The following is a 24,077-nucleotide window of genomic DNA, read 5'->3' on the forward strand; positions in this document are numbered from 1 at the left end:
AACGCGGAGCAGCACTAGGGCCCCGGCTCGGCGCCCCGGCCCCCGCTGCCGTCCCGCGCCGCGCCGCGCCGCGCCGCCCAGGGTTTCGCACCCGGGACAACGGCCATGGGTCTCGCACCCCGACTACTACGGCCCAGGACCCCTGCCCGGTGAAGCGGGCCACCCCGCGCCCTTCTGCCCCGGCTCCGCACCCCGACAGCGGCCCCGGGTTTGGATCCCCGGACCTACGGCCCAGGACCCCTCCCCCTGACGCGGGCCGCCCCGCGCCCCTACTGCCCCGGGTTTCGCACCCCGGACAACGGCCCCAGGCTCCGCACCCCGGACTGCGGCCCCGGACCCCTGCCCTGCGAAGCGGGCTGCCCCGCGCACCAGACCGCCCCGTGCAAGGCACCCGCCGTGTGAACGCGCCGCCCCCGGGAGCGCGCTGCGCGGGACCACGTCACGTGGGAATAGGCCGCATGGAGGTGCGCCGCACGGCCGCAGGCCTCGCCGGCTCCCCGCCACGCGGGAGCACCCACGCGGAGGTAGGCCGCACGCACGCCGCGCGGGACCACGCCACGCGGCGGCACGCCGCACGGCCGCACGCCGCGCAGAGGTACGCCGCACGGCCGCAGGCCTCGCCGGCTCCCCGCCACGCGGGAGCACCCACGCGGGGGGCAGGCCGCACACGCACGCCGCGCGGGACCACGCCACGCGGGACCACGCCACGCAGAGGTACGCCACGCAGAGGTGCGCCGCCCGGGCACGCCACGCGGGAGCACGGCACGCGGAGGTGCGGCGCACGGGCAGGCCGCGCGGGGGTGGGCGTGGGTGGTCGGAGTGGGCTGCGGTTACGGGCGGCGGCGGGGTTTGCCTCGCTTGCCACTGCCCTTCGGGCCGCCGGAAGAACTGCGGGGGTTCTTGCCCGTCGACTTTCCGGTTCCGGGTTTGCGCTGCGCGCCGCCGGCGTCGGGGCGCTTGCGCTTCGGCTGCGCAGCCGCGGGGGCCTGGGCCTGGGAGCGCCCGCGCGAGCTGTTGACGGTGCGCCCTCGGACGATCCCGATGAATTCCTCCACCAGATCGGTGGTCTCCTCCTCCGGCCACGACAGCGCGATCCGCGACTGAGGGGCGTCCGAGACCGGCCGGTACGTGAGGTCCTTGCGGTGGTGCAGCCGGGCGAGCGACTGCGGGACGACGAGGAGTCCCACTCCCGCGGCCACCAGCTCGATGGCGTCCGCAGTCGTCGCGGGGCGCTCGATCGCGGGCCGTCCCGGCAGCTGCTCCCATTCGAGGGTGTCGTCGAGGGGATGCAGCACGATGTCATCGGCCAGATCCTCGGCGGTCACCTCTTCGACCGCGGCCATGATGTGGTCCTTCGGGACCACGACCACCGTCGTTTCGGTGTAGAGCGGGATCGCGCTGAGGTCCGTCCGGTCGATCGGCAACCGCACGAAACCGGCGTCGGCGCCGCGGCCCCGCAGCATGTCGGGCGCCTCGGCGGCGGACACCCCGACGAGGGTCAGTGGGATTTCGGGCAGCCGCTCGTTCCAGATCCGCACCCACTTGGTGGGCGTCACTCCCGGGACATAGGCGAGCCGGAAAGAAGGGGATGCTTCCGAGCCTGTCACTCGGCCAGGGTACCGGCCGTGGTCGGAGGTATCGCACACGCTCGCTACTCTTGACACCATGACGTCGCACCAGACCACCCAGACCATGAAGCCCGCGACCGCGGCGAAGAAACTGGGTGTGTACCTCGAGGCCACCCCCGCCGAGTTCCAGGAGGGTGTCGTCTCGCGCACCGAGCTGAACGCACTGCAGACCAACCCGCCCGAGTGGCTCCAGGAACTGCGACGCAATGGCCCGCACCCCCGTCCGGTGGTCGCGGCGAAGCTGGGCATCTCCATCGCGGGTCTCGCCCGCGGCGGAGTCACCGAGGCGCTCACCACGGAGCAGATCGAGGCGCTGAAGCAGGAGCTGCCCGAGTGGCTCCAGAAGGAACGCGCCACGCAGGCCGAGGTCCGCAAGGAAGCGGTCCGCATCAAGGAGAAGAACGCCGAGCGCGCCGCTCAGCCCGGCCGATCGGGTTCCTGAACCAGCCTCACAGCCGTCCCCGCTGATGCCAGGCTCTTCGGCAGAGGCGGAGCAGAGGCGGCTTGGACCATGAGCATCCTCCGCGCCGGTCGGCGCGGAGGATGCTCACGGCTGTTCGGCGGCGGCCCGCATGATCACGGGCCGCCGGCCCCTCAAGACGTGACGCCTCAAGACGCGACGCGGGTCTCCGTGATCTCGACGTCGCCGGAGTCGCCGAAGGTGAGGCGGCAGGTGTCGGCCCGGTACGTGGCCACCGAGACGGCGGCCGTGCCCGCGGCGGTGAAGTAGCGGGTGGTGACGACCAGCACCGGGGCACCCGGCAGGCGGTCCAGCTGCTTGGCGTCGTCGGCGCGGGCGGAGCCGAGCTCCACGGAGCGGTCCTGGCCGTCGAGGACCAGCCGCTCAAGCTCCCGCAGGACGGCGCGGGCGCGCGCAGGCCCGGCCGGGGCGTCGATGGCGGAGAGACCCGGCACGGAGTCGGCGGGCACGTACAGCAGCTCGGCGGCGACGGGCTGGCCCTGCGTGACCCGGGTCCGGCGCACGGTGTGCACGGGCTGGTCCGCGGCAAAGCCCGTTCCGCTTCCAGCTCCGTTTCCGGCCCCGAGGAGCTTCACGACCGCGGCAGGAGCCAGGGTCTCGGCCGCGTCCACGGCCTCCCAGCCGTCGGCGCTCTCGCCGGGCCAGCTGTGCCGCGTACTGCCGACGGCGACGCCGACGCGCGGCGGGGCGACGGTGGTGCCGACACCGCGCCGGCGCTGGAGACGGCCTTCGAGTTCCAGCTGCTCCAGGGCCTGACGCAGCGTCGCACGGGCAACTCCGAAGCGAGCGGCGAGTTCACGCTCGTTGGGCAGCACCTCACCCACGGCGAAATCCTGGTCAAGCGCCTCGCTGAGCACGGTCTTCAGGTGCCAGTACTTAGGCTCCGGCACCGTTTCGAGCTGCGTGGTCCCCACCCTGAATCCTCCTGCCATCGCTGCAATCGCCGTGTTCCAGCGGCAGTTCCGCGCCTTTGTTTATTAAAGGTTCCTGCACTATCCCTGCGACGATAGGACGGCGCAATCCCTTGGTCAAGACCAATCCTCGTACCTTTGCCGGGCAGAACGGGCATATGTATCAAGCCGTTCACAGGATGTTCGTGATGCCCTGAAAGCTTGTAGTCAAGGGGTACCGGGCGGTAATCATGGCTGTAGTCATTACTGACAGCCCGTCTCATACGCGTTCACCCGACGAGGAGCAGCATGACCGCCACGGTCTCCTTCACGATCGATTCGCCGCTGGGCCCCCGCACCGCCACCGTCGCCTACGAGCGCAAGGGCGCCGGCGAACCGCTTCTTCTGCTCCACGGCATCGGCCACCACCTCCAGGCCTGGCACCCGGTGACCGACATCCTGGCGGCCGAGCACGACGTCATCGCCGTCGACCTGCCCGGCTTCGGCGCCTCCGAGCCGCTGCCCGAGGGGGTTCCGTACAACCTGGAGACCGTCGCCCCGGCCCTCGGCGCGCTCTGCTCGGCTCTCGGTGTCGAACGCCCGCACGTCGCGGGCAACTCCCTCGGCGGGCTGCTCGCGCTCGAGATGGGCCGGAGCCGACTGGTCCGCTCCGTCACCGCCCTCTCCCCGGCCGGGTTCTGGACGGAGGGCGAGCGCCGGTACGCCTTCGCCACCCTCCGCGCAATGCGCGTCGGCGCCAAGGCACTGCCCCGCCCCGCCCTGGAGCGCCTCTCGCGCAGCGCCGCCGGCCGGGCCGCGCTCACCAGCACGATCTACGCCACCCCGACCCGGCGTACGCCCGAGGCCGTGGTCGCGGAGACCCTCGCCCTGCGCGAGGCGACCGGCTTCGAGCAGACCCTGGCGGCGGGCGGCTCCGTACGGTTCACCGACGACGTGCCCGGCATGCCGGTCACCATCGCCTGGGGAACCCGCGACCGGCTGCTGCTGCGCCGTCAGGGCGTGCGCGCCAAGCACACCGTCCCCGGCGCCCGGCTCGTCCGGCTGCCGGGCTGCGGCCACGTGCCCATGCACGACAACCCGGCGCTGGTCTCCCGGGTGGTCCTCGACACAACCCGTAGCACGACCCACAGCACGACCCCCGGGACCACCCACACCACAACCCACCTGGGGATCTGAGCGGCTGACGGCTGTTCATCCACGGTTCGCGTGGCCGACGCGGCCGGGCCGGTGTGCACCAGCACACTGGTCCGACCCGTCCCCGCCGGCCCCTGGAGGCGCACCGATGGCACCGATGGCACCGATGCCGCACACCCGACGGTCCCTGCTCGGCGGTTCCCTCGCCGTTCCAGTGGGCCTCACCCTGTCCGGTGCGCTCGCCGCACCCGCGTTCGCCGCACCCGAATCCGCCGCACCCCAATCCGCCGCGATCGGCACGGCCCCCGCCTTCACCCGGTCCGGCCGCCCGAGCGCCCTGTGGGGCACCCAGTCCGGCGAGATCACCCCATACTCGGCCACCATCTGGACCCGCTCCGACCGGCCCGCGCGGATGTACGTTGAGACGTCCCCGAGCGAGTTGTTCCGCTACGGCGTACGCCGCCACGGCGGCCCGTTCCTCGGCCCCGCCACCGACTTCACCGGCACCACCACGCTGCGCGACCTGCCGCCCGGCCGGCAGATCCACTACCGGGTCACGCTCGCCGACCCGGACGACCCGCGCCGCACCGGCGAGCCGGTCCGCGGCGCCTTCCGCACCACCCCCGTCTCCCGCCGCCACGACGTGCGTTTCCTGTGGTCCGGGGACCTGGCCGGTCAGGGCTGGGGCATCAACCCCGACCTCGGCGGCTACCGCGTCTTCGAGGAAATGCGGCTGCTCGACCCCGACTTCTTCCTCTTCAGCGGCGACACGATCTACGCCGACGGCCCGATCCAGGCCGCCGTGCCCCTGCGCGACGGCACCGTCTGGCGCAACATCACCACCGAGGAGAAGGCGAAGGTCGCCGAGACACTCGCCGAGTTCCGCGGGAACTTCCGCTACAACCTGCTCGATCGCGGCCTGCGCGACTTCAACGCCCAGGTCCCGGTCCTCGCCCAGTGGGACGACCACGAGGTGCGCAACAACTGGTACCCGGGCCAGGTGATCGAGGATCCCCGCTACACCGTCAAGGACGCCGACACCCTGGCCGCCCGCGCCCGGCAGGCCTTCGGCGAGTACTTCCCCGTGACCGATCTGCGCGGCGGCCGCGCCGAGGGCCGGATGTACCGCGTGATGCGGTACGGCCCGCTGCTCGACGTGTTCGTCCTCGACATGCGCACCTACCGCGACGCCAACTCCCCCGGCCGCCAGACCGAGGACCCCATCGGCATCCTCGGCGCGGAGCAACTGGCCTGGCTCAAGCGGGAACTCTCGCGCTCCCGCGCCACCTGGAAGGTCATCGCCTCCGACATGCCGCTCGGCATCGTCGTCGCCGACGGGGCCACGAACTTCGAGGCCGTCGCGCAGGGTGACCCGGGCGCGCCGCTGGGCCGGGAGCTCCAGATCGCCGAACTCCTGCGCCACATCAAGCACCAGCGCATCACCGGCACCCTCTGGCTCACCGCCGACGTGCACTACACGGCCGCCAGCCACTACGCGCCCGAGCGGGCCGCGTTCACCGACTTCGCGCCGTTCTGGGAGTTCGTCTCGGGCCCCATCGGCGCGGGCGGGTTCCCGGCCGGCCGGCTCGACGCCACCTTCGGCCCGGAGACGGCGTACGTCCAGTCCGCGCCGTTCGCCAACATGTCGCCGTCGGAGAACCCCCCGTACTACGGCGAGGTGGAGATCGACGCGGCGGGCGGGGACCTCACCGTCCGGTTGCGCCGCCAAGGAGGCGGCGTACTCTTCACCAAGACGCTCCGGCCGGGGCGCGTGGGCCAGTAGACCGACAGTCCGGTAGTCCGGGGCCCGGCCCCGCCGGCCCCCGGGCTCAGGCCCGGCCGCGACCTCGGCCGCGACCCCAACCCCCGGCCTACCGGAAATCAGCCCGAAAAATGGGCGAAATCGGCCAGATGGACACTTAACCCGCCGGTCACAGATCGTTCGTGATCACGCAACACCCCTGGGCCACAGTGGTGCGCATGACTGAACGCAATCCTGCCTCCGCCCATCGTCCCCACCGCCACCACTGGCGCCGTGACGTCGTCGAACTCGCCGCCCTGTTCTGCGCCGTCGCCGTCGCCGACGGCATCGCGAACCTCGTCGTGCACGGCCCGAGGGGCCCGATCCTGCTGGTCGCCTCGGCCGTGGCACTCCTGGTCACGGCGGCGTTCCACACCTGGTGGGCGCGCCGCCACAGCCATGCGCCGCCGCCGGGGAATGCAGCGCCCTCGGGTCCGGCCCGGGGCACGGCGCCCGCCGCGTCGTCCCCGGCCGGTACGAGGACCAGCGCCGCCCTGTGGCGGATGCGGACGACGGTGCGGGACGAGCCCGGCAGCCTGGCCTCGCTCTGCACCGCGCTCGCCCGCAACGGCGTTGACATCCTGACGCTGCAGACCCACCCGCTCCCCGAGGGCGGCACGGTGGACGAGTTCTTGCTGCGCGCACCGCAGGAGCTGCCCTCCGCCGAGCTGACCCGGGCCGTCGCCCAGGCCGGCGGCCACAGCACCTGGATCGAGCGCGCCGACGCGCACGACCTGGTCGACACCCCCACCCGCGTCCTCGGCCTGGCCACCCGCACCGCCCTGGACGCCGCCGAACTCCCCCTCGCGCTGCGCCAGCTGCTCGGCCGCTGCACCATACACTCGATCCCGGCCACCACCCTCTCGGGCCGCCCCAACGCGGGCGCCGACGCCCCGGTCGAGGGGGTCCTGGAGACCACGGTGATGCGGCTGCGCGACCCCTCGGGCGGCGCGATCACCGTGGAGCGCCCCTACCTGCCCTTCACCCCGACCGAGTTCGCCCGCGCCCGGGCCCTGGTCGAGCTCGACGCCCGCCTGGGCCCGCGCGTCCCGCGCAGCCAGGACGTGCTGACCCTGCCCGAGGGCAACGAGATCACCGTGCGCCGCGCCGACGGCTCCGACCAGGCGGCCGCCCGCGCGATGCACGACCGGTGCTCCGAGCGCACCCTCGGCCTGCGCTACCACGGCCCCGTCTCCGACGCCGACCGCTACCTCGGTCACCTGCTGAGCCCCCGCTTCGGCCGCACCCTCGCCGCAACCACCGCCTCCGGCAAGCTGGTCGCCCTCGGCCACCTGCTGTGGGACGGGGACGAGACCGAGGTGGCGCTGCTCATCGAGGACGACTGGCAGCGCCGCGGCATCGGCTCGGAGCTGCTGCGCCGCCTGATCGCGATGGCCGTCGAGGCGGGATGCGACAGCGTGTACGCCGTCACCCAGGCCTCCAACACCGGCATGGTCGCGGCCATGCGCGGGCTCGGCCTGCCCCTCGACTACCAGATCGAGGAGGGCACGCTGGTGATCACGGCCCGGCTGGACGCCACCCCGGTCAGCTCCCGGCTGCCGTACGAGCTCCCGCAGGCCCAGCAGCGGCCCCGGAACCACCGGCACTGAGCACGTGGTCCGGCAGCCGGGTCTGCGCCGGCCACGATCCGGTGGCCGGCGCAGACCGGGCTGCGGAGACCGGGCTGCGGAGACCGGCCGGCGCAGACCGGGCTGCGGGGTGCCGGGGGCGGGGTACCGGGGGCGGGGTACCGGGCGCGGGGTACCGGGCGCGGGTCACAACGTAAGCAGGCTGACAGCGAACGGTGATGACGCGGACCCTTCTCACATAAGAAGATGTCCGCATGTCAGAGACCCTCCACAGTGACAGCGGCGCCCGGCTGCCCCGCCAGGTCGCCGACGCCTACGTCGACGACCTCATCGCCATCGACCCGATCACGGGCACCTACCTGGGTGTAGCCGCGAGCTCCAGCAAGCTCCCGGACTTCTCGCCGGCCGGCCGAGCCGCTGCGGCCGAACTGTCCCGTACCACCCTCGCCCGCCTCGACACCGCCGAGCGGCTGCCCGGTGCGGACAGCGACGCCGAGCGCCGCTGCGCCCGCCTGCTGCGCGAGCGCCTCACCGCCGAACTCGCGGTCCACGAGGCCGACGAGGACCTGCGCGCGGTCAGCAACATCCACTCCCCCGCGCACGCCGTCCGCGAGGTCTTCAGCCTGACCCCGGCCGACACCGCCGAGGACTGGGCGGCGATCGCCGAGCGGCTGCGCGCCGTGCCGGCCGCCTTCGCCGGCTACCGCGAGAGCCTCCAGCTCGGCCTGGACCGCAGCCTGTACGGCAGCCCGCGCCCCACCGCCACCTTCGTCGACCAGCTGACCACCTGGGCCGGCCAGGACGCCGACGACGCCCGGGACTACTTCGGCGAGTTCGCCGCCGCCGGTCCCGAGCCGCTCCGCGCCGAGCTGGACGAGGCGGCCGCCGGTGCGACTGCGGCCGTCGTCGAACTCCGCGACTGGATGCGCGAGGTGTACGCCCCCGCCGTGGCGGGCGCGCCGGATCCCGTGGGCCGCGAGCGCTACGCCCGCTGGTCGCGGTACTTCAACGGCACGGATCTGGACCTGGACGAGGCGTACGCCTACGGCTGGTCGGAGTACCACCGGCTGCTCGCCGAGATGAAGACCGAGGCGGCGAAGATCCTCCCCGGCGCGGGCCCCTGGGAGGCGCTGAAGCACCTGGACGAGCACGGCACCCACATCGAGGGCGTCGACGAGGTCCAGGCGTGGCTGCAGGGCCTGATGGACGAGGCCATCGAGAACCTCGACGGCACCCACTTCGAACTCGCCGAGCGGGTGAAGAAGGTGGAGTCGATGATCGCCCCGCCGGGCGGCGCCGCGGCTCCGTACTACACGAATCCCTCGGAGGACTTCTCCCGGCCGGGGCGCACCTGGCTGCCGACGATGGGCCAGACCAGCTTCCCGGTGTACGACCTGGTCTCGACCTGGTACCACGAGGGTGTTCCGGGCCACCACCTCCAGCTCGCGCAGTGGACGCACGTCGCGGACCAGCTCTCGCGCTACCAGGCCAGCGTCGGTCTCGTCAGCGCCAACGCCGAGGGCTGGGCGCTGTACGCGGAGCGCCTGATGGACGAGCTGGGCTACCTCAAGGACGCCGAGCAGCGGCTGGGCTACCTGGACTGCCAGATGATGCGCGCCGCCCGGGTCATCGTGGACATCGGCATGCACCTGGGCCTGGAGATCCCGGCCGACTCGCCGTTCCACCCGGGCGAGCGCTGGACGGTGGACCTGGCGCAGGAGTTCTTCGGCCTGCACAGCGGGCGGCCGGCGAAGTTCGTCGAGAGCGAGCTGACCCGGTACCTGTCAATGCCGGGTCAGGCCATCGGCTACAAGCTGGGTGAGCGTGCCTGGCTGCTGGGCAGGGACAACGCCCGCGCCGCGCACGGTGACTCCTTCGACCTGAAGGCGTGGCACATGGCGGCGCTGTCGCAGGGTTCGCTGGGGCTGGACGACCTGGTGGACGAGCTGTCGAAGCTCTGATCCCCGGGCATACGGAATGGGCCGCTCGTCTCCCTCGAGGAGCGAGCGGCCCATTCCCGTTTCCGCGCGGGCGGCGGCTTCAGCAGCCGCAGTCGTCGGAGTCCGTGGGCGCGGTCAGCGGGTCGGCCTCGGCGCGCTGCTGGCTGCCCTGCCAGGTCTCGACCTCGAAGCCCTCGCGGATCCAGTACTCGATGCCGCCGAGCATCTCCTTGACCTGGAAGCCGAGTTCGGCGAGGGCAAGGGCGGAGCGGGTGGCTCCGTTGCAGCCGGGGCCCCAGCAGTAAGTCACCACGGGGACGTTCTTGTCGAGGAGCAGCTCGGCCTGCTCGGGGATCAGGGCGGTGGGCAGGTGGATCGCGCCGGGTACGTGGGCCTGGTCCCAGGACGGGGTGGAGCGGGAGTCGATGAGCTGGAAGCCGAGTTCGGCGCCCTGCTCGCGGTGGGCCTTGACTGCGCCGGCGACATCGGACACATCCGCGTGGAAGGCGAGGCTCGCCGCGAAGTAGGCGGCGGCCGCGGCCGGGCTGGCCGGGGGGACCCGGAGCACGGGGTTGGTGGAGGCGGGGGCGGCGGAGGTGCTGTGTGTCGTCGTCATGGCTCAAAATCTACGAGCCATTGATCATCTCCGGAAGTGAGTTTCACCGGCCTTTCCCTTGTTCCTCCGGGGATCCTCCTGCTACACCTGCAACATGACCGGCTATTCCCCTGACGCCACCGACTGGCGCATCCTGACCGCCCTTCAAGAGGACGGCCGGGCAAGCTTCGCCGAGCTCGCGCGCACGGTGTCGATGTCCTCCAGCGCCGTGACCGAACGGGTGCGCCGCCTGGAGGAGGCGGGCGTGATCACCGGATACACGGCGGTGGTGGATCCGGAGAAGCTGGGCAAGTCCATCCTGGCGCTGGTCCGGCTGCGCTATCCGCACGGCAACTATAAGCCGTTCCACGACCTGCTGGAGGCCACCCCGGAGATCCTGGAGGCCCATCACGTCACGGGCGACGACTGTTTCGTGCTCAAGGTCGCCGCCCGGTCGATGGGGCACCTGGAGGAGGTCACGGGCAGGATCTCCGGCCTCGGCGCGGTCACCACGAGCATCGTGTACTCGTCACCGCTGCCCCGCCGCCCCCTCAGCCCGTAGACCCGTAGACCCATAGCCCCGCAGACCGGCAGAACCCGCAGCCCCGCAGACCCGCATGCGCGCGAGCCCGCCCCGGCTCAGTCCGCCAGAGCCGCCATCCGGTGGCGCACCACCGAACCGCCGCGCTGCTTGACGATCTCCAGCTGGGCCTGCACCCGGGTCCGCAGATCCGCGACATGGCTCACGATGCCGACGCTGCGGTCCCGTTCCCGCAGCGAGTCCAGTACGTCGAGCACCTCGTCCAGTGCCTGGTCGTCGAGGCTGCCGAAGCCCTCGTCGATGAACAGGGTGTCGAGCCGCATGCCGCCCGCCTCGTCGGTGACCACATCGGCCAGCCCCAGCGCGAGGGCGAGTGAGGCGAAGAAGGTCTCGCCGCCCGACAGGGTCGCGGTGTCCCGCTCGCGCCCGGTCCAGGCGTCCACCACGTGCAGCCCGAGGCCGGAGCGCCCTCGTCCGCTCGCTCTGGCGTCCGAGTGGACGAGGGTGTAGCGGCCGCCCGACATGCGCAGCAGCCGTACCGTCGCCGCGGCGGCGACCTGCTCCAGCCGGGCGGCCAGTACGTACGCCTCCAGCCGCATCTTGCGCTCGTTGTCCGCGGAGGTGCCCGCGGTGAGTCCGGCGAGCCGGGCCACCCGGTCGTACTCCTCGCGCAGCGGGCCCATCGCGCGCAGCTCCTGCTCCGCCTGGCGGGAGAGCCGGTCCAGCTCCGCGCAGCGCACCCGGGCGGCGTCGAAGGCCGAGCCGGCCGTACGCAGTTTCGCCGCGGCCCGGTTCGCGAACGCCTCGGCGGCCTCCGGTTCGGCCGGGGGCAGGGCCGCCGCGGCGGCGGTGTCGCTCTCGGCGTGCCGGTCGGCCAGCATGGCCTCCTCGGCCTGCCAGGCGTCCATCCGGTGCTGAAGCGCGGTGCGTTCGTACTCCGGGAGTACGGCGTCGGCCGCGGCCTCGATGGTGTCGAAACCGGCCTTGAAGGCGGCGTCGGCCAGCTGGCCGTCGGCCTCCTTGAGCCGCGCGGCGGTGGTCTCGGCCCGGCGGAGGCAGGCGGCGGCCCCGGTGACCATCCGGATCCGGTCTTCCAGGATCCGGGCGCGGGCGGCGACCGTGGGCGCGTCCCCCCGTACGAGGGCCAGCTCGGCCTCCAGCGAGGCCTGTTCCTGGTCCAGGGCCTCGCGCCGGGAGACCCTGGCGGCGCCCCGGCGCTCTGCCTCCAGCCGGTCGGAACTGCGCGCCGCGTGCTCGCGTTCGGCGCGGGCGAGCTGCTCGCGGGCGGCGTGCAGTCCGGCTGCCGCGGCGTGGGCCGCGGCGTGCCGGGAGCTCAGCTCCGAGGTCAGGGCGAGGAGTTCGGCGGTGGTCGCGTCCCCGGCGGCGGCCGCGGCCTCGGAACGGGCCTCCTGGACGGCGGCGAGTTTGCTCTCGGCGGCGGCCTTGCGCTGCTCGGCCTGCTCGAAGCGGGCGTGCGCGGCGTCCTCGGCGGCCCGGTCCACGTGCCCGGGAGCCGGGCGGGCCGGAGCGGGGTGCTCCGCGGACCCGCACACGGCGCACGGCTGCCCCGCCTCCAGCGCCTCGGCCAGCTCGGCGGCGATACCGCGCAGCCGGGCTTCCTTCAGTTCCAGCCAGTGCTCCCGGGCGGCGGACGACTCCTCGCGCACGGAGAGCAGCTCGCCGGCCGCCCGCTGCGCGTCGGCGTCCAGCGCGTCCCGCCGCCTGGCGGCGTTCAGGTGCAGCCGGGCCGGCTCCAGCCGCCCGGCGAGCTGCTCGGCCAGGGTCGCGGCCTGCTGGGCGGCGTCCACCCGCTCGGCCAGCGCGGCCCGGGTCTCGTCCCAGCGGGCCAGCCAGTCGGCGGACTCCTGATGCTGCTCCTCGGCGGCCCGGGCCTCCCGTTCCAGGGTGGCCCGCTCGCGGCCGATCTCCGCGCTGCGCTGCTCGGCGCGGTGCGCGGCCCCCACCGCCCCCAGCTCTTCGCGCAGCCGCTGCTCGACCGAGCCGAGCTGCTCGGTGCCCGCCTCGGCGAGGGGCGGCGGGAGCTCCGCCCGGGCGGCCGTCTCCGCGTGGGCGGCGGCGAGGTGCGCGGCGTTCGCCGCCCCGCGCAGTTCCAGGGCGGGAGCCACCAGGGCGCCCCGCCGGGCCCGGTCCAGCAGGGCCCGGACCCGTTCCCGCTCGGGCCCGGCCTCGGCGAGCAGGGCGGACCGGCGGGCCGTCTCCGCGTGCCTGCGCTGCAACCGGTCGAGCTCCCGCGCCTCCTCGGCGTCCCGCCGGGCGGCGGCATGGCGGCCCTCGACGGCGGCCAGCGCGTATTCGGCGACCGTCAGCTGCTCCCTGGCGGCGCACCGGGCGACGGCCGCCCACGCCCGGACCGCCTCGGCCAGCCCGGGCTCGCCCGGCTGGTGGCCGGGCATCGGCCAGGCCCGCAGGTCGGCGCTGGGCCCGGCGGCCTGGGCGAGGCGCTGGGCGGTGCCGAGGACCTTCTCGTCTCCGGCGCGGACCTTCGCCTCGGCGGCCCGGCGGCGCTCGGCGAGCAGGGTCTCGACGGCGGCGAAGCGGCGGGTGTCGAAGAGCCGCCCCAGCAGCCGCCCGCGCGCCTCCGCGTCGGCGCGCAGGAACTTGGCGAACTCTCCCTGCGGCAGCAGCACCACCTGGCAGAACTGCTCCCGGCTCATGCCCAGCAGCTGCTCGATCTCCTCGCCGATCTCCTGGTGTGACCGGCTCAGCGCCTCCCAGGTCTCGCCGTCGTACTCGCGCAGCCAACTCTGCGCCTTGTCCTTCGTCGTCCCTGTACCGCGCTTCTTCGGCCGGTCCTGCTCGGGCCGCCGGGTGATCTCCAGGCGGCGGCCGCCCGCGGTGAGTTCGAGGGTGACCTCGGTCGCCGTGCCGGCGGACGCGTGGTCGCTGCGCAGGCTGGTGCCGGGGGCCTGGCGGGGGCCGGGCACGGACCCGTACAGGGCGTAGCAGACGGCGTCGAGGACGGAGGTCTTGCCCGCACCGGTGGGGCCGTGCAGCAGGAAGATGCCGGCGCCTGAGAGGCCGTCGAAGTCGATTTCCTGGGGTTCGGCGAACGGTCCGAAGGCGGTGACCTTGAGCCGGTGCAGCCTCATCGCAGGCTCTCCTGACGTGCGGCGTCGGTGCGTACGTCGTCGAAGGCGCCTTGCAGTACGGCCCGTTCGGCCTCGCTGGCCTCGCCTCCGCCGCGTACATGGGCGACGAAGTCCTCGGCGATCTCCTGGTCGCTGCGGCCCTTGAGCCGCTGGGCGTAGGAGGAACCGCTGTCCTCCTGGCGGCCCTCGGGGTCGAAGGCGAGGCTCAGGACGTGCGGAAAGCGGGTGGCGAGGCGGGCCATGGGGTCGTCGGGCCGGACGGGGTCGGTGAGGGTGGCCTCGACCCAGCAGTCCTCGGACCCGGCGAGGGCTTCGTCGGCGAGCAGCGCTTCCAGCGGCCCGCGCAGCCGCGCGAGGGCCCGCGGCACCGGGGTGTCGATCCGCTCGGCGCCGGCGATCTCCCCCCGCGCGCCCAGCTCGACCAGCCACATGGTCTTGCGGTGATCGGCTTCGGAGAAGGAGTAGGCGAGGGGGGAACCGGAGTAGCGGACCCGTTCGTTGATCGTCTGGCAGCCGTGGAGGTGGCCGAGGGCGGCGTAGTCCACCCCGTCGAAGACGGAGGCGGGCACGGCCTCGACCCCGCCGACGGTGATGTCGCGTTCGCTGTCGCTGGCCTGCCCGCCGGTGACGAAGGCGTGGGCGAGGACGATGGAGCGGGTGCCGGGTGCGCGGGTGGCGAGGTCGGCCCGGATCCGGTCCATGGCCGCGCCCAGCACCGCCTCGTGACTGACCTTCCCGGCGCCGAACTGGTCCTTGACCAGGGCGGGTTCGAGGTAGGGCAGCCCATAGAGCGCCACCTCCCCGTGTACGTCGGCCAGCACCACGGGGTCCGCGCACCCGGCCGGGTCGGTCCTGAGGTGGATCCCGGCCCGGCCGATCAGCCCGGCCCCGACCCCGAGGCGGCGCGCGGAGTCGTGGTTCCCGGAGATCATCACGGTGGGCACCCCGAGGTCGGCGAGCCGGTGCAGGGCCTGGTCGTACAGCTCGACGGCGGGCAGCGGGGGCACGGCCCTGTCGTAGATGTCACCGGCGACGAGGACGGCGTCGACCCCGCGCTCCTCGACGACGGCGATGAGGTGATCGATGAAGGCGGCCTGGGCGCCGAGCAGGTTCACCCGGTGAAAGGCCCGGCCGAGGTGCCAGTCGGAGGTATGGAGAATCCTCACGATATTGCTCCGACCTGCACGTTTACCGTTCCTCCACCCATGGGACCAGACGGGGCGCCCCTGCCGGCACCTGATCCGTAACCGGCTTCAGTCTGCCACCTGCGGTCCCGCGGTAGGTGCCAGTCGCCGTGTCAGGGGGCGTACGTCTCGCCGCCGAGGGTGAGGATCGCGCTGCCCGCGGTGCTGTCGGCGAGCCAGGCCTCGAAGGCGGGCAGGTCGGCCTCCGGGAGGGCCACCTCGATCTCCACCTCGGCCCCGTAGCGCAGGTCCACCACGGTGCGGCCGGTGGAGCGCAGGTCGTTCTGGGTCTTGCCGGCCCGCTGGTGGTCGACGGTGACGGTGGCCAGCCGGTAGCGGCGCCGGGTGACGGTTCCGAGTATGTCGAGCGCCTCGCCCACGACTCCCCCGTACGCCCGGATCAGGCCGCCCGCGCCGAGTTTCACACCGCCGTAGTAGCGGGTGACCACGGCGACCGCGTACCGGATGTCGCGGCGCATGAGCATCTGCAGCATGGGTACCCCGGCGGTGCCGCCGGGCTCGCCGTCGTCGCTGGCCTTCTGGACGGAGGCGTCGGCGCCGACGACGTAGGCGAAGCAGTTGTGTGTGGCGGTGGGGTGCTCCTTGCGGATGCGCGCGATGAACTCCTGCGCCTCCTGCTCGGTCGCGGCGGGCGCGAGCGAGCACAGGAACCGCGAGCGGTTGATCTCGGACTCGTGCACACCCTCGCGGGCCACCGTCACATACTGGTCTGCCTTCACCGCTCCACCCTACGGGGAATCGGACATGTGTCCTTTCCGTTGACCGGTGGTGTGGTCAGGCATCCGGCCGGGCCGCGCTGGCAGGCAGAGCAGCAGGAGGCGGCGCACGTGTACGGCGACCCGGCAACCATCCGCAAGATCCTCACCGAACTCGGCGACACCTGGGCCGTGGTGGGGCTGTCCAACAACCAGGAGCGGGCGGCCTACGGTGTGGCCCGGGTGCTCCAGCGGTTCGGAAAGCGTGTGATCCCCGTACACCCCAAGGCCGAGACGGTGCATGGCGAGCCCGGCTACCCCTCGCTGGAGACGATTCCGTTCAAGGTGGACGTCGTGGATGTCTTCGTGAACAGCCATTTGGCCGGTCCGGTCGCCGACCAGGCGGTGGCCGTGGGCGCGGACGCGGTGTGGTTCCAACTCGGCGTGGTCGACGAGGCCGCCTTCGCCCGCACCCGTGAGGCCGGGCTGGACATGGTCATGGACCGCTGCCCGGCGATTGAGATTCCGGCCCTGCGGTAGCCCCGCGGCCGCGGTCGCCGTAATCGAGCGGCCCCGCCGCACCTTCCCCAGCGCCTACGGGCAGCAGTTCCGGGCGTCTGGCCGTGCGGCCGTCGCCCGAGGAGCGGCCGCGCAGCCGCCTGCCGAGCCACGGGCCGGCGAAGGAGGCGACCCAGCGGAGTTCGCCCGCGGAGGCGCGCCATCCGGCGGGGGCGGCCGGGTTCGGGTCGGGCAGAGGGCGGGTCCAGGAGTCGTCGCTACCGGGCACGCCGAGGGCGTGGGCGAGGGCGGCGGCGATCCGCGCGTGGCCGAGCGGGCCGGTGTGCAGCCGGTCCCGGCTCCACAGGCGGGGGTCGGTGGCCACCGGATGGTGCGCGATCTCGGCGACGACCACGCCGTGCCGCAGCGCCGCCTGCCGGATGCGGTGGTTCAGCGCGGTGACGCGGGGGCCGACCGGGCGGGCGAGCGGGATGAGCCGTGTGACATCGGGGAAGGTGACCGTCGCGACGCGGGCACCCCGGGCCGTGAGCTCCTCGAACATCGCCTCCAGGTGACCGGCGACCTCGTCGGCGTCGAACCTGGGCCGCAGCAGGTCGTTGACACCGGCGACGACGGTGGCGAGGCCGGGGCGCAGGGCGAGCGCCGGCGCGAGCTGTTCCTCGCGGACCTGCCCGGCGAGGCGGCCGCGGACGGCCAGGTTGGCGTAGTGGACGCCGGAGTTGTGCACCGCGAGCGTCTCGGCGAGGCGGTCGGCGAATCCGCGCAGGCCCACGGTGTCGTCGCCGTCGCCGACCCCCTCGGTCTGACTGTCGCCCAGGGCCACATAACGCAGCCGGTCATCGCTGGACATGGGCGGCCCGCCTCTCGCGAAGGATCTGCATGGTGCGCTCGTACCAGTCCCGGTTGGCCCGCTCGAACTCCAGGCCGCGCAGGCAGGTCAGGTAGGGGCCGATGCGTTCGCCGTGGCGCAGGAACTCCTCCTCGGCGCGGTCGCCGCGCATCTTCCGCAGCAGCGCCTCGAACAGCCCGATCTTGGCCTCGGCGAACGTGACCCGTTCGGTGAGCTGCGCGATGAGCGCGCCCGCATCCACGTGGTCGGCTGCCTGGATCTTGACGAGCAGGTCGTCGCGGATGAAGGAGGGCTTGGTGGCGGTGGCCGCGAACCGTTCCAGCTCGGCCAGCCCGGCGGCGGTGACCTGGAACAGGCGTTTGTTGGGCCGGGTTTCCTGGACCACCTCCCGGCCCGCGATCAGCCCTTCCTGCTCCAGCTTGGCCAGCTCGGCGTACAGCTGCTGCGGCAGCGCGTGCCAGAAGTTCGCCACACCCATGTCGAACGCCTTGGCCAGCTGGTAGCCGCTCAGCTCCTCGTCGAGAAGCGCCGCCAGCACGGCATGACGCAAAGCCATCGGACGTCCTCCTGACCTCTGCCCCTGTTCATGGACCCTCGGCCATGATAGTCAAGAAACTGACTAATCACATCCATGACCATGCATCGGGGAGAAGCCAGCAATGAGCACTTCGAGCACTGTGGAACGCTTCCGCGCCGCCGTCGAAAGCCGCGACCTCACCGGCCTGGACGATCTGTTCACGGACGACATCCGGCTCTACAGCCCGGTGAAGTTCACCCCGTTCGAGGGGAAGCCGATGGTGCTGGCCCTCTTCGGGGTCCTGCTGCGCACCTTCGAGGACTTCCGCTACGCCGGGACCCTCGACGGCGTCGCCGAGACCAGCGCCGACGGCGGGGAGGCTCCGGCGGAGATCCTGCTCTTCCGGGCCACCGTGAACGGCAAGGAGATCCACGGCATCGATCTGCTGCACCTCGACCACGAGGAGCGGATCAAGGAGTTCACGGTGATGGTCCGCCCGCAGTCCGCGGTCCAAGCCCTGGGCGAGGCGGTCCTGGCCGGCCTCGTCGCCGACGGCCTCGTCGCGGCGCCGGTCGACCGCTAGTGCCGTGGCCGGAAAGGTNNCCGGCCACGGCACTAGGGGGTGTCCGGCGGATCAGGGTCGGCCAGTCATCCCCTAGGAGGCTCTTGAAGATCTTGCTCCGGCCGACCGATTCACCCCATATTGCCGGTAAATGTCAATCGGGTTGAACCGGTGCAAGCCGGGCGCGTTTTCAAGATCTTCATCAGACTCCTAGACCGGGTCGGCGGCCGCCTCTGCCGTGCGCTGCTCCGTCTCCGCGAGCTCCGCCAGCGCACGCAACTGCCCCGGCGTGACCCCGTCGGGTATCGGCACCGGCGCCGGGGTGCGCAGCGGCGGCTGCCAGCCCGTCTCCGGCTCCCAGCGGCGTACGATCCGGGCCGGCGCCCCCGCCACCACGGCGTGGTCGGGCACCTCGCCCCGCACGACGGCCCCGGCGGCCACCACCACATTGCGGCCCAGCCGGGCCCCGGGCAGGATCACCGCGCCGGTGCCCAGCCAGCAGCCCGGGCCTATCTCCACCGGCGCGCTGCGCGGCCACTGCTTGCCGACGGGCTGGTGGGGGTCGTCGTAGCTGTGGTTGGTGGAGGTGATGTAGACGCCGGGGCCGCAGAAGGTGTCGTCCCCGATGGTGATCCGGGTGTCGGCTATGACATGGCTGTTCCGGCCGAGCACCACGCCGTTGCCGAGTACGAGCATCGGCTCCGGTCCGAGGTCGAGGCCGGGCATCATCCCGGCGGTGAGGGTGACCTGCTCGCCGATGATGCAGTGGTCGCCGAGGTGGATCCACTGCTCGCCGAAGACGGTTCCCTGCGGGAAGGCGAGCCGGGAGTGCGGCCCGATCGCCCCGAAGCGCAGCCGCCCGGGGGTGTGGGCCGTGACCGCGCCGGCCTTCTGCATCCAGCGCCAGCCGGCCTGCACGGCACGGTTGGCCAGCCTGCGTCGCAGGGCAGTCAGGGATGAGAACGTGTTCTGGTTCTTCGGCACCCGGTCACCGTAACGCGCCTGGCGCCCGGACCGCGCCGTGATCTTCACCCCATCGCAGGCGGAGCCGGGCGCGTGCCCTACCGTGCGGGTAGCGCGACACGGCAGGGCACGGCGGACCGGCAGACCGGCAGACCGGCAGACCAGAGGAGTGAGGAAGAGAACATGACGCATCACGCGGGCCAGGGCCAGGCACTCGTCGCGGGCGTCGGCGGCAAGAGCCCCGCGATCGACCCCACGGCCTTCACGGCACCCACCTCCGTCGTGGTCGGCGACGTCACCATGGCCGCCGGCGCGAGCATCTGGTACTCGGCGGTGCTGCGCGCGGACTGCGGCCCGATCACGCTCGGCGCCGACAGCAATGTGCAGGACAACTGCACGCTGCACGTGGACCCCGGCTTCCCGGTCTCCATCGGCGAGCGGGTCTCCATCGGCCACAACGCCGTCGTGCACGGCTGCACCGTGGAGGACGACTGCCTGATCGGGATGGGCGCGACCGTGCTGAACGGCGCGGTGATCGGGGCCGGCTCCCTGGTGGCCGCGCAGGCGCTGGTCCCGCAGGGCATGGTCGTCCCGCCCGGCTCCCTCGTCGCGGGCGTCCCGGCCAAGGTGCGGCGCGAGCTCACCGACGAGGAACGCGAGGGCATCAAGGTCAACGCCCTCATGTACGCCGACCTCGCCAAGCAGCACCGCGCCTCGGTAACCCCGGGCGCGTAGCCCAACCGGCCTCCCCGCCCGCCCGCTGGGGCGGGGGATGGGGGATGGGGCGGGCGACCCGGTGGCCCGCCACCCCTGATCGGCGCGGCGTCAGTCGGAGACGGCGGCCGACGGCGCCGTCTCGCCCTCGGCCGGGGCGGGCCGGGACGGTACGGAGGACGTCTTCGACGCCGCCTTCTTCATGCGGTTGCGCAGTACCAGCGTCACCGCGAGGCCGATCAGCAGGGCCAGTGCCAGGGCCACCCAGGAGAACCCCTTGAGCCACGGCTCCGCGACGATTCCGATCGAGTAGATGACGGCCGTCGTGCCGCCGGCCCACAGGATGCCGCCGAGGACGTTCGCGATCAGGAACCGCCAGTACGGCATGTGCAGCACACCCGCCAGCGGCCCGGCGAAGATCCGCAGCAGCGCCACGAAGCGCCCGAAGAAGACGGCCCACATGCCCCACTTCTCGAAGGAGCGTTCCGCCACCGCGACGTGCTCCGGACCGAAGTGCTTGGGGAAGCGCCGGCCCAGCTTCTCCAGAAGCGGTTTGCCGCCCCTGCGCCCGATCGCATAGCCGATCGAGTCGCCCACGATCGCTCCGGTGCTCGCGCAGATGCCCAGGACCACGGGGTCGATCTCCCCGTGCTGCGAGGCCAGCAGCGCCGAGCTGACCAGGATGATCTCGCCCGGCAGCGGAATGCCGAGGCTCTCCAGCCCGATGACCAGACCCACCAGGAGATAGATGCTGACCGCCGGAATCGTCTCCAGCCATTCCTGGATGTGCACCGGTACGTCCTCCCGAGTCGTCCCCCGGCGCGCCTCCTGTGACACGCCGAACGGGCAGCCTATCGGCTCCTCACCACAGCCTTCGCCCTCAGTGGGAGTTCGCGCGAGGAACGGCCCGCGAACACCTCGCGTCGGCCGGAACCCAGCACCCAGGCGTGTTCCTCCGGATCCCAGCAGGACAGCGCCCGCACGTCCACGTCGAGGGTGACCCGCTGCGCCTCCCCCGGCGCCAGGGTGAGCCGCCGGTAGCCGGCCAGCGCGCGCACCGGCTGGTCGAGCTTCAGATCGGGCGAGGGGCCGACGTACACCTGCGCCACCTCGGTGCCCTTGCGCCGGCCGGTGTTGCGCACGGTGAACTCGACGCGCAGCCCGCCACGCTCCGGCCGGACGGTCAGCTTCTCGTACTCCCACGTCGTGTACGAGAGCCCGTGCCCGAACGGGAACAGCGGGGCCACCCGCTGCGCGTCGTACCAGCGGTGCCCGACGTGGACGCCCTCGGTGTACTCCTGCCGGCCGCCGACCCCCGGGTAGCGCAGCGGGTCCCCCGCGACCGGGGTGGTGTGCTCGTCGGCCGGGAAGGTCTGGGTGAGCCGGCCGCCCGGGTCCACGTCCCCGAACAGGATGTCGGCGGTGGCGCCCGCGCCCTCCTGGCCCGGGTAGTACATCTGGAGGACCGCCCCGGTACGGGAGAGCCACGGCATGGTCGTACCGGAGGAGGTGTTGAGCACGACCGCGGTGCGCGGGTTCACCGCGGCGACGGCCTCGATCAGCGCCTCCTGCCCGCCGGGCAGCCCCAGCGAGGTGCGGTCGCTTCCCTCGGTGGCATCCTCGTAGGCGAACAGCACCACGCTGCGGGCGGCCTTGGCGGTCCGGACGGCCTCGGCGAGATCTGCGGCCCGGGTCGCCTTCGTGGTGTGCCGCAGCCGGAACCGCTGGCCCCGGTCCCCGCCCTCGGCGGTGACGGCGAGCCGGTGGGTGCCCGCCTTGAGCGCGAGGGTGCGGCGGCGGACGGTGAGCCCGTCGGGCGCGGCGGCGAGCAGTCCGCCCGCGAAGTACTCGGCCACGCCCTCCCGGACGGGGAACAGCTCCTCTCCGTCGAGCCGTACGCCGGGCCGCTTCCCGGTGTAGTGGACGATCAGGGTCCACTCGTCGTCGGCGGCGAGGCGGAATTCGCCCTCGTGGCTCCAGCCGCTCCCGGCGGCCACGCTCCGGTCGTCCAGGCCGGCGGCGGGCGTCAGCAGCTTCGGCGGGAGCGGCCGCCCGTACAGGTCCTCGCCGAGGGCGTAGCGCACGGTGGCCCCGTGCCCGGCCCGCTGCTTGATCGCGGTGAGCGGGGCGGGCGCCTTCTCGGGGACCACGTGCGCACTGCCGCCGCCGCTGACGAAGGGCACCTGGCCGGTGGGCCCGATCACCGCGATCGAGCGGGCCGCCGCACCGGTCAGCGGCAGGGTGTCGTGCTCGTTGCGCAGCAGCACCGCCCCGGCGGTGGCGGCCTTGCGGGCCACCCGGGCCCCGCCGGTGGCGTCGCGGGCGGGCCGGGCCGCGGGGCGGGCCGCCAGCAGCCCGAACCGGTCCATGGTGGTCAGGACCCGGCGCACCGCGAGGTCCACGGCGTTCTCGGGTACGGAGCCACCGTGCACCGCCTCTTGCAGCGGGCCGCCGAAGTGGGTGCCGCCGGGCATCTCCATGTCGAGTCCGGCGTTGATGGAGGCGACGGTGCTGTGGGTGGCGTCCCAGTCGGACATCACCCAGCCGTCGAATCCCCAGCGGCCGCGCAGCAGTTCGTCGAGCAGTGCCTTGTTCTCGCAGGCGTAGGTGCCGTTGACCTTGTTGTACGCAGCCATCACCGCGCCGGCGCCGGCGGCCACTGCGGCCTCGAAACCCCGCAGCTCGGTCTCGTGCAGGCACTGCTCGGCGGCGACGACGTCCACGGTGTCGCGGCCCTGCTCCTGGTTGTTGAGCGCGAAGTGCTTGACGGTGGCGATGAGTCCCTCGTCCTGGATCCCGCGCACGACTTCGGCGGCCAGGTCCGCCGTCAGTCTCGGGTCCTCGGAGAAGGTCTCGAAGTTCCGGCCCGCGTACGGGGTGCGGATGAGGTTCACCATCGGCGAGAGCACCACGTCCTGGCCGAGTGCACGGCCCTCGCGGCCGATCACCCGGCCGTACTCGCGGGCCAGCGCCGGGTCGAATGCGGAGGCGAGCATGACGGGCGCGGGAAGCGCGGTGGCGGGCTGGGCGACCCGCACCCCGGCGGGCCCGTCGGCGAACCGCAGCGGCGGGATGCCCAGGCGCGGTACGCCGGGCACATAGCCGGCCTGGCCGAGCGGGGCGGGGTCCTGGCCGCCGTGCAGCAGGGTGGTCTTCTCGTCGAGGGTGAGCTGGTCCAGCAGGGCGTCGATCCGGGCCGCGCTCCCGGGTCTGTCGGCGCCGGCCAGGGCTGCGACCTCGGCCTCGGGTGCGGCCCTGCGGACCATCGCGCCCGTCGGCACCGTGGGCGCGCAGCCCGCCGCCCCCAGTGCGGCGCCCAGTGCACCGAACAGCCGCATCGCGGAACGTCTGGACACGGCCTCGCTCAATGGGAGCTCCCTGCGGCGTCGGCATCGGCGTCACTCGGCGGGGGCGGCCCGCGCCGGACCGCTCCCCCGCCCAGTGTGCGCCGTCCGCCGATCGGGCCCGCTCAGACGCGCCACCGCTGCGCCGAGGTTCAGCCCTGCGGCGGCTGTTGCATGCTGTCGGCGTCGCGCCTGAGCTCGTCCTGCCGCTGTACGCGCGCCTCGGTCCGGTGGCCGCGTGCGATGTAGTCGCGTACGACGGCCTCCACGGCGTCCTGCGGCGACCCGACCCCGGCGAGGACCATCACTTCCACCACGAGTTCGGCATCGAGGCTGATATTGACCTTGGCCACAGGGAACCTCCTCCATCGACGTGCGACGGACTCTAGTGCCGTGACCGACAAGGTTCACCGGGTCGCTCGGTTTCGGCTCTCGCGACAGCGGGCCGGAACGCCTGTGGGGCCGCGCCCCTCGGGCGCGGCCCCACGGCTGCCTCGCGGGCGGGGTGTTACGCGTTCGGCCGCAGCGTCCAGACGACGGTCATCTCGCCCGTCACGGCCTCGTCCTCGCGCTGGATCGCGATGGTGACCGGGAACTCGGGGCGGCCGCCCGCGTCGAGTTCGGCGACGACCTCGGCGGCCGGGCGGCCCAGGGTGGCGGTGGCCGTCACGACGCCCTTGGCGAGCTTCTTGTAGCCGATCTCGGCCTTCACGGCCAGCGGCACGGCGCGCGAGAGCTGGTCGCCGAAGGCGGCCAGGACGATCGCGCCGCTCGCGGACTCGGCCAGGGTGAACATGGCACCGGCGTGCGGGCCGCCGACGTGGTTGTGGAAGTCGGGCTGGTCCGGAAGCCGGACGACCGCGCGCTCCGGGGTGGTCTCCAGGAACTGGAGGTTCAGCGTCCGGGCCATCGGCACCGTCGCGGCGAGCAATTCGCCCACGTTCATCTGATCTGCGCTCATGGAGAGCGATGTTACCC

Annotated in this window: 22 protein-coding genes; 9 read left to right on the forward strand and 13 right to left on the reverse strand. The window is 73.0% G+C overall.

The features are described 5' to 3' along the window. Nucleotides 1–830 precede the first annotated feature (830 nt). Nucleotides 831–1,607: a LysR family substrate-binding domain-containing protein gene (locus tag J7I97_RS12115; RefSeq protein ID WP_214933736.1), complete on the reverse strand. Its 777-nt coding sequence runs from the start codon at nucleotides 1,605–1,607 to the stop codon at nucleotides 831–833. Nucleotides 1,608–1,665: 58 nt separating this feature from the next. On the opposite strand from J7I97_RS12115, the gene J7I97_RS12120 reads away from it, so the two are divergent. Next, the gene (locus tag J7I97_RS12120; RefSeq protein ID WP_214933738.1) at nucleotides 1,666–2,070 is read left to right on the forward strand and encodes a DUF5997 family protein; all 405 of its coding nucleotides are present in this window, start codon (nucleotides 1,666–1,668) and stop codon (nucleotides 2,068–2,070) included. A 167-nt stretch (nucleotides 2,071–2,237) separates the two neighbouring features. On the opposite strand, the gene J7I97_RS12125 is transcribed toward J7I97_RS12120, so the two are convergent. Then, complete coding sequence (locus J7I97_RS12125) at nucleotides 2,238–3,023, reverse strand: GntR family transcriptional regulator (protein ID WP_214933740.1); 786 nt, start codon at nucleotides 3,021–3,023, stop codon at nucleotides 2,238–2,240. Between the two features lie 285 nt (nucleotides 3,024–3,308). Between J7I97_RS12125 and J7I97_RS12130 the strand changes: the two genes are divergently transcribed. The 4 genes from J7I97_RS12130 (at nucleotide 3,309) to J7I97_RS12145 (ending at nucleotide 9,505) form a co-directional block, all read left to right on the forward strand. Further along, nucleotides 3,309–4,196: an alpha/beta fold hydrolase gene (locus J7I97_RS12130; protein WP_214933742.1), complete on the forward strand. Its 888-nt coding sequence runs from the start codon at nucleotides 3,309–3,311 to the stop codon at nucleotides 4,194–4,196. 115 nt (nucleotides 4,197–4,311) lie between these two features. Then, nucleotides 4,312–5,937, forward strand: coding sequence for an alkaline phosphatase (locus J7I97_RS12135; RefSeq protein WP_214933916.1), 1,626 nt, complete (start codon nucleotides 4,312–4,314; stop codon nucleotides 5,935–5,937). 197 nt (nucleotides 5,938–6,134) lie between these two features. Further along, nucleotides 6,135–7,565: a GNAT family N-acetyltransferase gene (locus tag J7I97_RS12140; protein WP_214933744.1), complete on the forward strand. Its 1,431-nt coding sequence runs from the start codon at nucleotides 6,135–6,137 to the stop codon at nucleotides 7,563–7,565. 233 nt (nucleotides 7,566–7,798) lie between these two features. Further along, complete coding sequence (locus J7I97_RS12145; RefSeq protein WP_214933746.1) at nucleotides 7,799–9,505, forward strand: DUF885 domain-containing protein; 1,707 nt, start codon at nucleotides 7,799–7,801, stop codon at nucleotides 9,503–9,505. A gap of 79 nt (nucleotides 9,506–9,584) precedes the next feature. On the opposite strand, the gene J7I97_RS12150 is transcribed toward J7I97_RS12145, so the two are convergent. Further along, complete coding sequence (locus J7I97_RS12150) at nucleotides 9,585–10,100, reverse strand: rhodanese-like domain-containing protein (protein WP_214933748.1); 516 nt, start codon at nucleotides 10,098–10,100, stop codon at nucleotides 9,585–9,587. 94 nt (nucleotides 10,101–10,194) lie between these two features. On the opposite strand from J7I97_RS12150, the gene J7I97_RS12155 reads away from it, so the two are divergent. Then, nucleotides 10,195–10,641 (forward strand): Lrp/AsnC family transcriptional regulator, encoded by a 447-nt coding sequence (locus J7I97_RS12155; RefSeq protein WP_214933751.1) that lies wholly within the window; start codon nucleotides 10,195–10,197, stop codon nucleotides 10,639–10,641. A gap of 77 nt (nucleotides 10,642–10,718) precedes the next feature. On the opposite strand, the gene J7I97_RS12160 is transcribed toward J7I97_RS12155, so the two are convergent. From J7I97_RS12160 to J7I97_RS12170, 3 genes are all read right to left on the reverse strand, one after another. Beyond that, nucleotides 10,719–13,730: an AAA family ATPase gene (locus tag J7I97_RS12160; protein ID WP_214933753.1), complete on the reverse strand. Its 3,012-nt coding sequence runs from the start codon at nucleotides 13,728–13,730 to the stop codon at nucleotides 10,719–10,721. Beyond that, nucleotides 13,727–14,896: an exonuclease SbcCD subunit D gene (locus J7I97_RS12165; protein ID WP_214933755.1), complete on the reverse strand. Its 1,170-nt coding sequence runs from the start codon at nucleotides 14,894–14,896 to the stop codon at nucleotides 13,727–13,729. The genes J7I97_RS12160 and J7I97_RS12165 overlap by 4 nt, the downstream gene beginning before the upstream one ends. Nucleotides 14,897–15,027: 131 nt before the next feature. After that, complete coding sequence (locus J7I97_RS12170; RefSeq protein ID WP_214933757.1) at nucleotides 15,028–15,654, reverse strand: YigZ family protein; 627 nt, start codon at nucleotides 15,652–15,654, stop codon at nucleotides 15,028–15,030. A 108-nt stretch (nucleotides 15,655–15,762) separates the two neighbouring features. Between J7I97_RS12170 and J7I97_RS12175 the strand changes: the two genes are divergently transcribed. Then, nucleotides 15,763–16,170, forward strand: coding sequence for a CoA-binding protein (locus J7I97_RS12175; protein WP_214933918.1), 408 nt, complete (start codon nucleotides 15,763–15,765; stop codon nucleotides 16,168–16,170). Here J7I97_RS12175 and J7I97_RS12180 read toward each other — a convergent pair. Further along, nucleotides 16,127–16,999 (reverse strand): SGNH/GDSL hydrolase family protein, encoded by an 873-nt coding sequence (locus J7I97_RS12180; protein WP_214933760.1) that lies wholly within the window; start codon nucleotides 16,997–16,999, stop codon nucleotides 16,127–16,129. The genes J7I97_RS12175 and J7I97_RS12180 overlap by 44 nt on opposite strands. Further along, on the reverse strand, nucleotides 16,986–17,555 hold the full coding sequence (locus tag J7I97_RS12185) for a PadR family transcriptional regulator (RefSeq protein WP_214933762.1): 570 nt from the start codon (nucleotides 17,553–17,555) through the stop codon (nucleotides 16,986–16,988). Before J7I97_RS12185 ends, J7I97_RS12180 begins: the two co-directional genes overlap by 14 nt. 103 nt (nucleotides 17,556–17,658) lie before the next feature. On the opposite strand from J7I97_RS12185, the gene J7I97_RS12190 reads away from it, so the two are divergent. Further along, the gene (locus J7I97_RS12190) at nucleotides 17,659–18,099 is read left to right on the forward strand and encodes a nuclear transport factor 2 family protein (RefSeq protein WP_214933764.1); all 441 of its coding nucleotides are present in this window, start codon (nucleotides 17,659–17,661) and stop codon (nucleotides 18,097–18,099) included. A gap of 189 nt (nucleotides 18,100–18,288) precedes the next feature. Here J7I97_RS12190 and J7I97_RS12195 read toward each other — a convergent pair whose 3' ends face one another. Then, nucleotides 18,289–19,062 (reverse strand): DapH/DapD/GlmU-related protein, encoded by a 774-nt coding sequence (locus J7I97_RS12195; protein ID WP_214933767.1) that lies wholly within the window; start codon nucleotides 19,060–19,062, stop codon nucleotides 18,289–18,291. 162 nt (nucleotides 19,063–19,224) lie between these two features. Between J7I97_RS12195 and J7I97_RS12200 the strand changes: the two genes are divergently transcribed. Then, the gene (locus J7I97_RS12200) at nucleotides 19,225–19,776 is read left to right on the forward strand and encodes a gamma carbonic anhydrase family protein (protein WP_214933769.1); all 552 of its coding nucleotides are present in this window, start codon (nucleotides 19,225–19,227) and stop codon (nucleotides 19,774–19,776) included. Nucleotides 19,777–19,866: 90 nt separating this feature from the next. On the opposite strand, the gene J7I97_RS12205 is transcribed toward J7I97_RS12200, so the two are convergent. From J7I97_RS12205 to J7I97_RS12220, 4 genes are all read right to left on the reverse strand, one after another. After that, nucleotides 19,867–20,547 (reverse strand): DedA family protein, encoded by a 681-nt coding sequence (locus J7I97_RS12205; protein ID WP_214933771.1) that lies wholly within the window; start codon nucleotides 20,545–20,547, stop codon nucleotides 19,867–19,869. Between the two features lie 59 nt (nucleotides 20,548–20,606). Then, nucleotides 20,607–23,111 (reverse strand): glycoside hydrolase family 3 C-terminal domain-containing protein, encoded by a 2,505-nt coding sequence (locus tag J7I97_RS12210; RefSeq protein WP_308369253.1) that lies wholly within the window; start codon nucleotides 23,109–23,111, stop codon nucleotides 20,607–20,609. Nucleotides 23,112–23,251: 140 nt separating this feature from the next. Further along, nucleotides 23,252–23,452, reverse strand: coding sequence for a type II toxin-antitoxin system VapB family antitoxin (locus tag J7I97_RS12215; protein WP_214933774.1), 201 nt, complete (start codon nucleotides 23,450–23,452; stop codon nucleotides 23,252–23,254). A gap of 155 nt (nucleotides 23,453–23,607) precedes the next feature. Then, complete coding sequence (locus J7I97_RS12220; protein WP_078904414.1) at nucleotides 23,608–24,060, reverse strand: DUF4442 domain-containing protein; 453 nt, start codon at nucleotides 24,058–24,060, stop codon at nucleotides 23,608–23,610. Nucleotides 24,061–24,077: the final 17 nt, after the last annotated feature.

Origin of the sequence: Streptomyces sp. ISL-87, assembly GCF_018614095.1 — a bacterium.
Taxonomy (GTDB): domain Bacteria; phylum Actinomycetota; class Actinomycetes; order Streptomycetales; family Streptomycetaceae; genus Streptomyces.

Excerpts from the sequence above, each read along its gene's own strand:
- J7I97_RS12190 (WP_214933764.1), top strand. The coding sequence starts at position 17,659 with ATGAGCACTTCGAGCACTGTGGAACGCTTCCGCGCCGCCGTCGAAAGC.
- J7I97_RS12220 (WP_078904414.1), bottom strand. The coding sequence starts at position 24,060 with ATGAGCGCAGATCAGATGAACGTGGGCGAATTGCTCGCCGCGACGGTG.
- J7I97_RS12155 (WP_214933751.1), top strand. The coding sequence starts at position 10,195 with ATGACCGGCTATTCCCCTGACGCCACCGACTGGCGCATCCTGACCGCC.
- J7I97_RS12160 (WP_214933753.1), bottom strand. The coding sequence starts at position 13,730 with ATGAGGCTGCACCGGCTCAAGGTCACCGCCTTCGGACCGTTCGCCGAA.
- J7I97_RS12130 (WP_214933742.1), top strand. The coding sequence starts at position 3,309 with ATGACCGCCACGGTCTCCTTCACGATCGATTCGCCGCTGGGCCCCCGC.
- J7I97_RS12185 (WP_214933762.1), bottom strand. The coding sequence starts at position 17,555 with ATGGCTTTGCGTCATGCCGTGCTGGCGGCGCTTCTCGACGAGGAGCTG.
- J7I97_RS12200 (WP_214933769.1), top strand. The coding sequence starts at position 19,225 with ATGACGCATCACGCGGGCCAGGGCCAGGCACTCGTCGCGGGCGTCGGC.
- J7I97_RS12140 (WP_214933744.1), top strand. The coding sequence starts at position 6,135 with ATGACTGAACGCAATCCTGCCTCCGCCCATCGTCCCCACCGCCACCAC.
- J7I97_RS12135 (WP_214933916.1), top strand. The coding sequence starts at position 4,312 with ATGGCACCGATGCCGCACACCCGACGGTCCCTGCTCGGCGGTTCCCTC.
- J7I97_RS12120 (WP_214933738.1), top strand. The coding sequence starts at position 1,666 with ATGACGTCGCACCAGACCACCCAGACCATGAAGCCCGCGACCGCGGCG.
- J7I97_RS12180 (WP_214933760.1), bottom strand. The coding sequence starts at position 16,999 with ATGTCCAGCGATGACCGGCTGCGTTATGTGGCCCTGGGCGACAGTCAG.
- J7I97_RS12145 (WP_214933746.1), top strand. The coding sequence starts at position 7,799 with ATGTCAGAGACCCTCCACAGTGACAGCGGCGCCCGGCTGCCCCGCCAG.
- J7I97_RS12150 (WP_214933748.1), bottom strand. The coding sequence starts at position 10,100 with ATGACGACGACACACAGCACCTCCGCCGCCCCCGCCTCCACCAACCCC.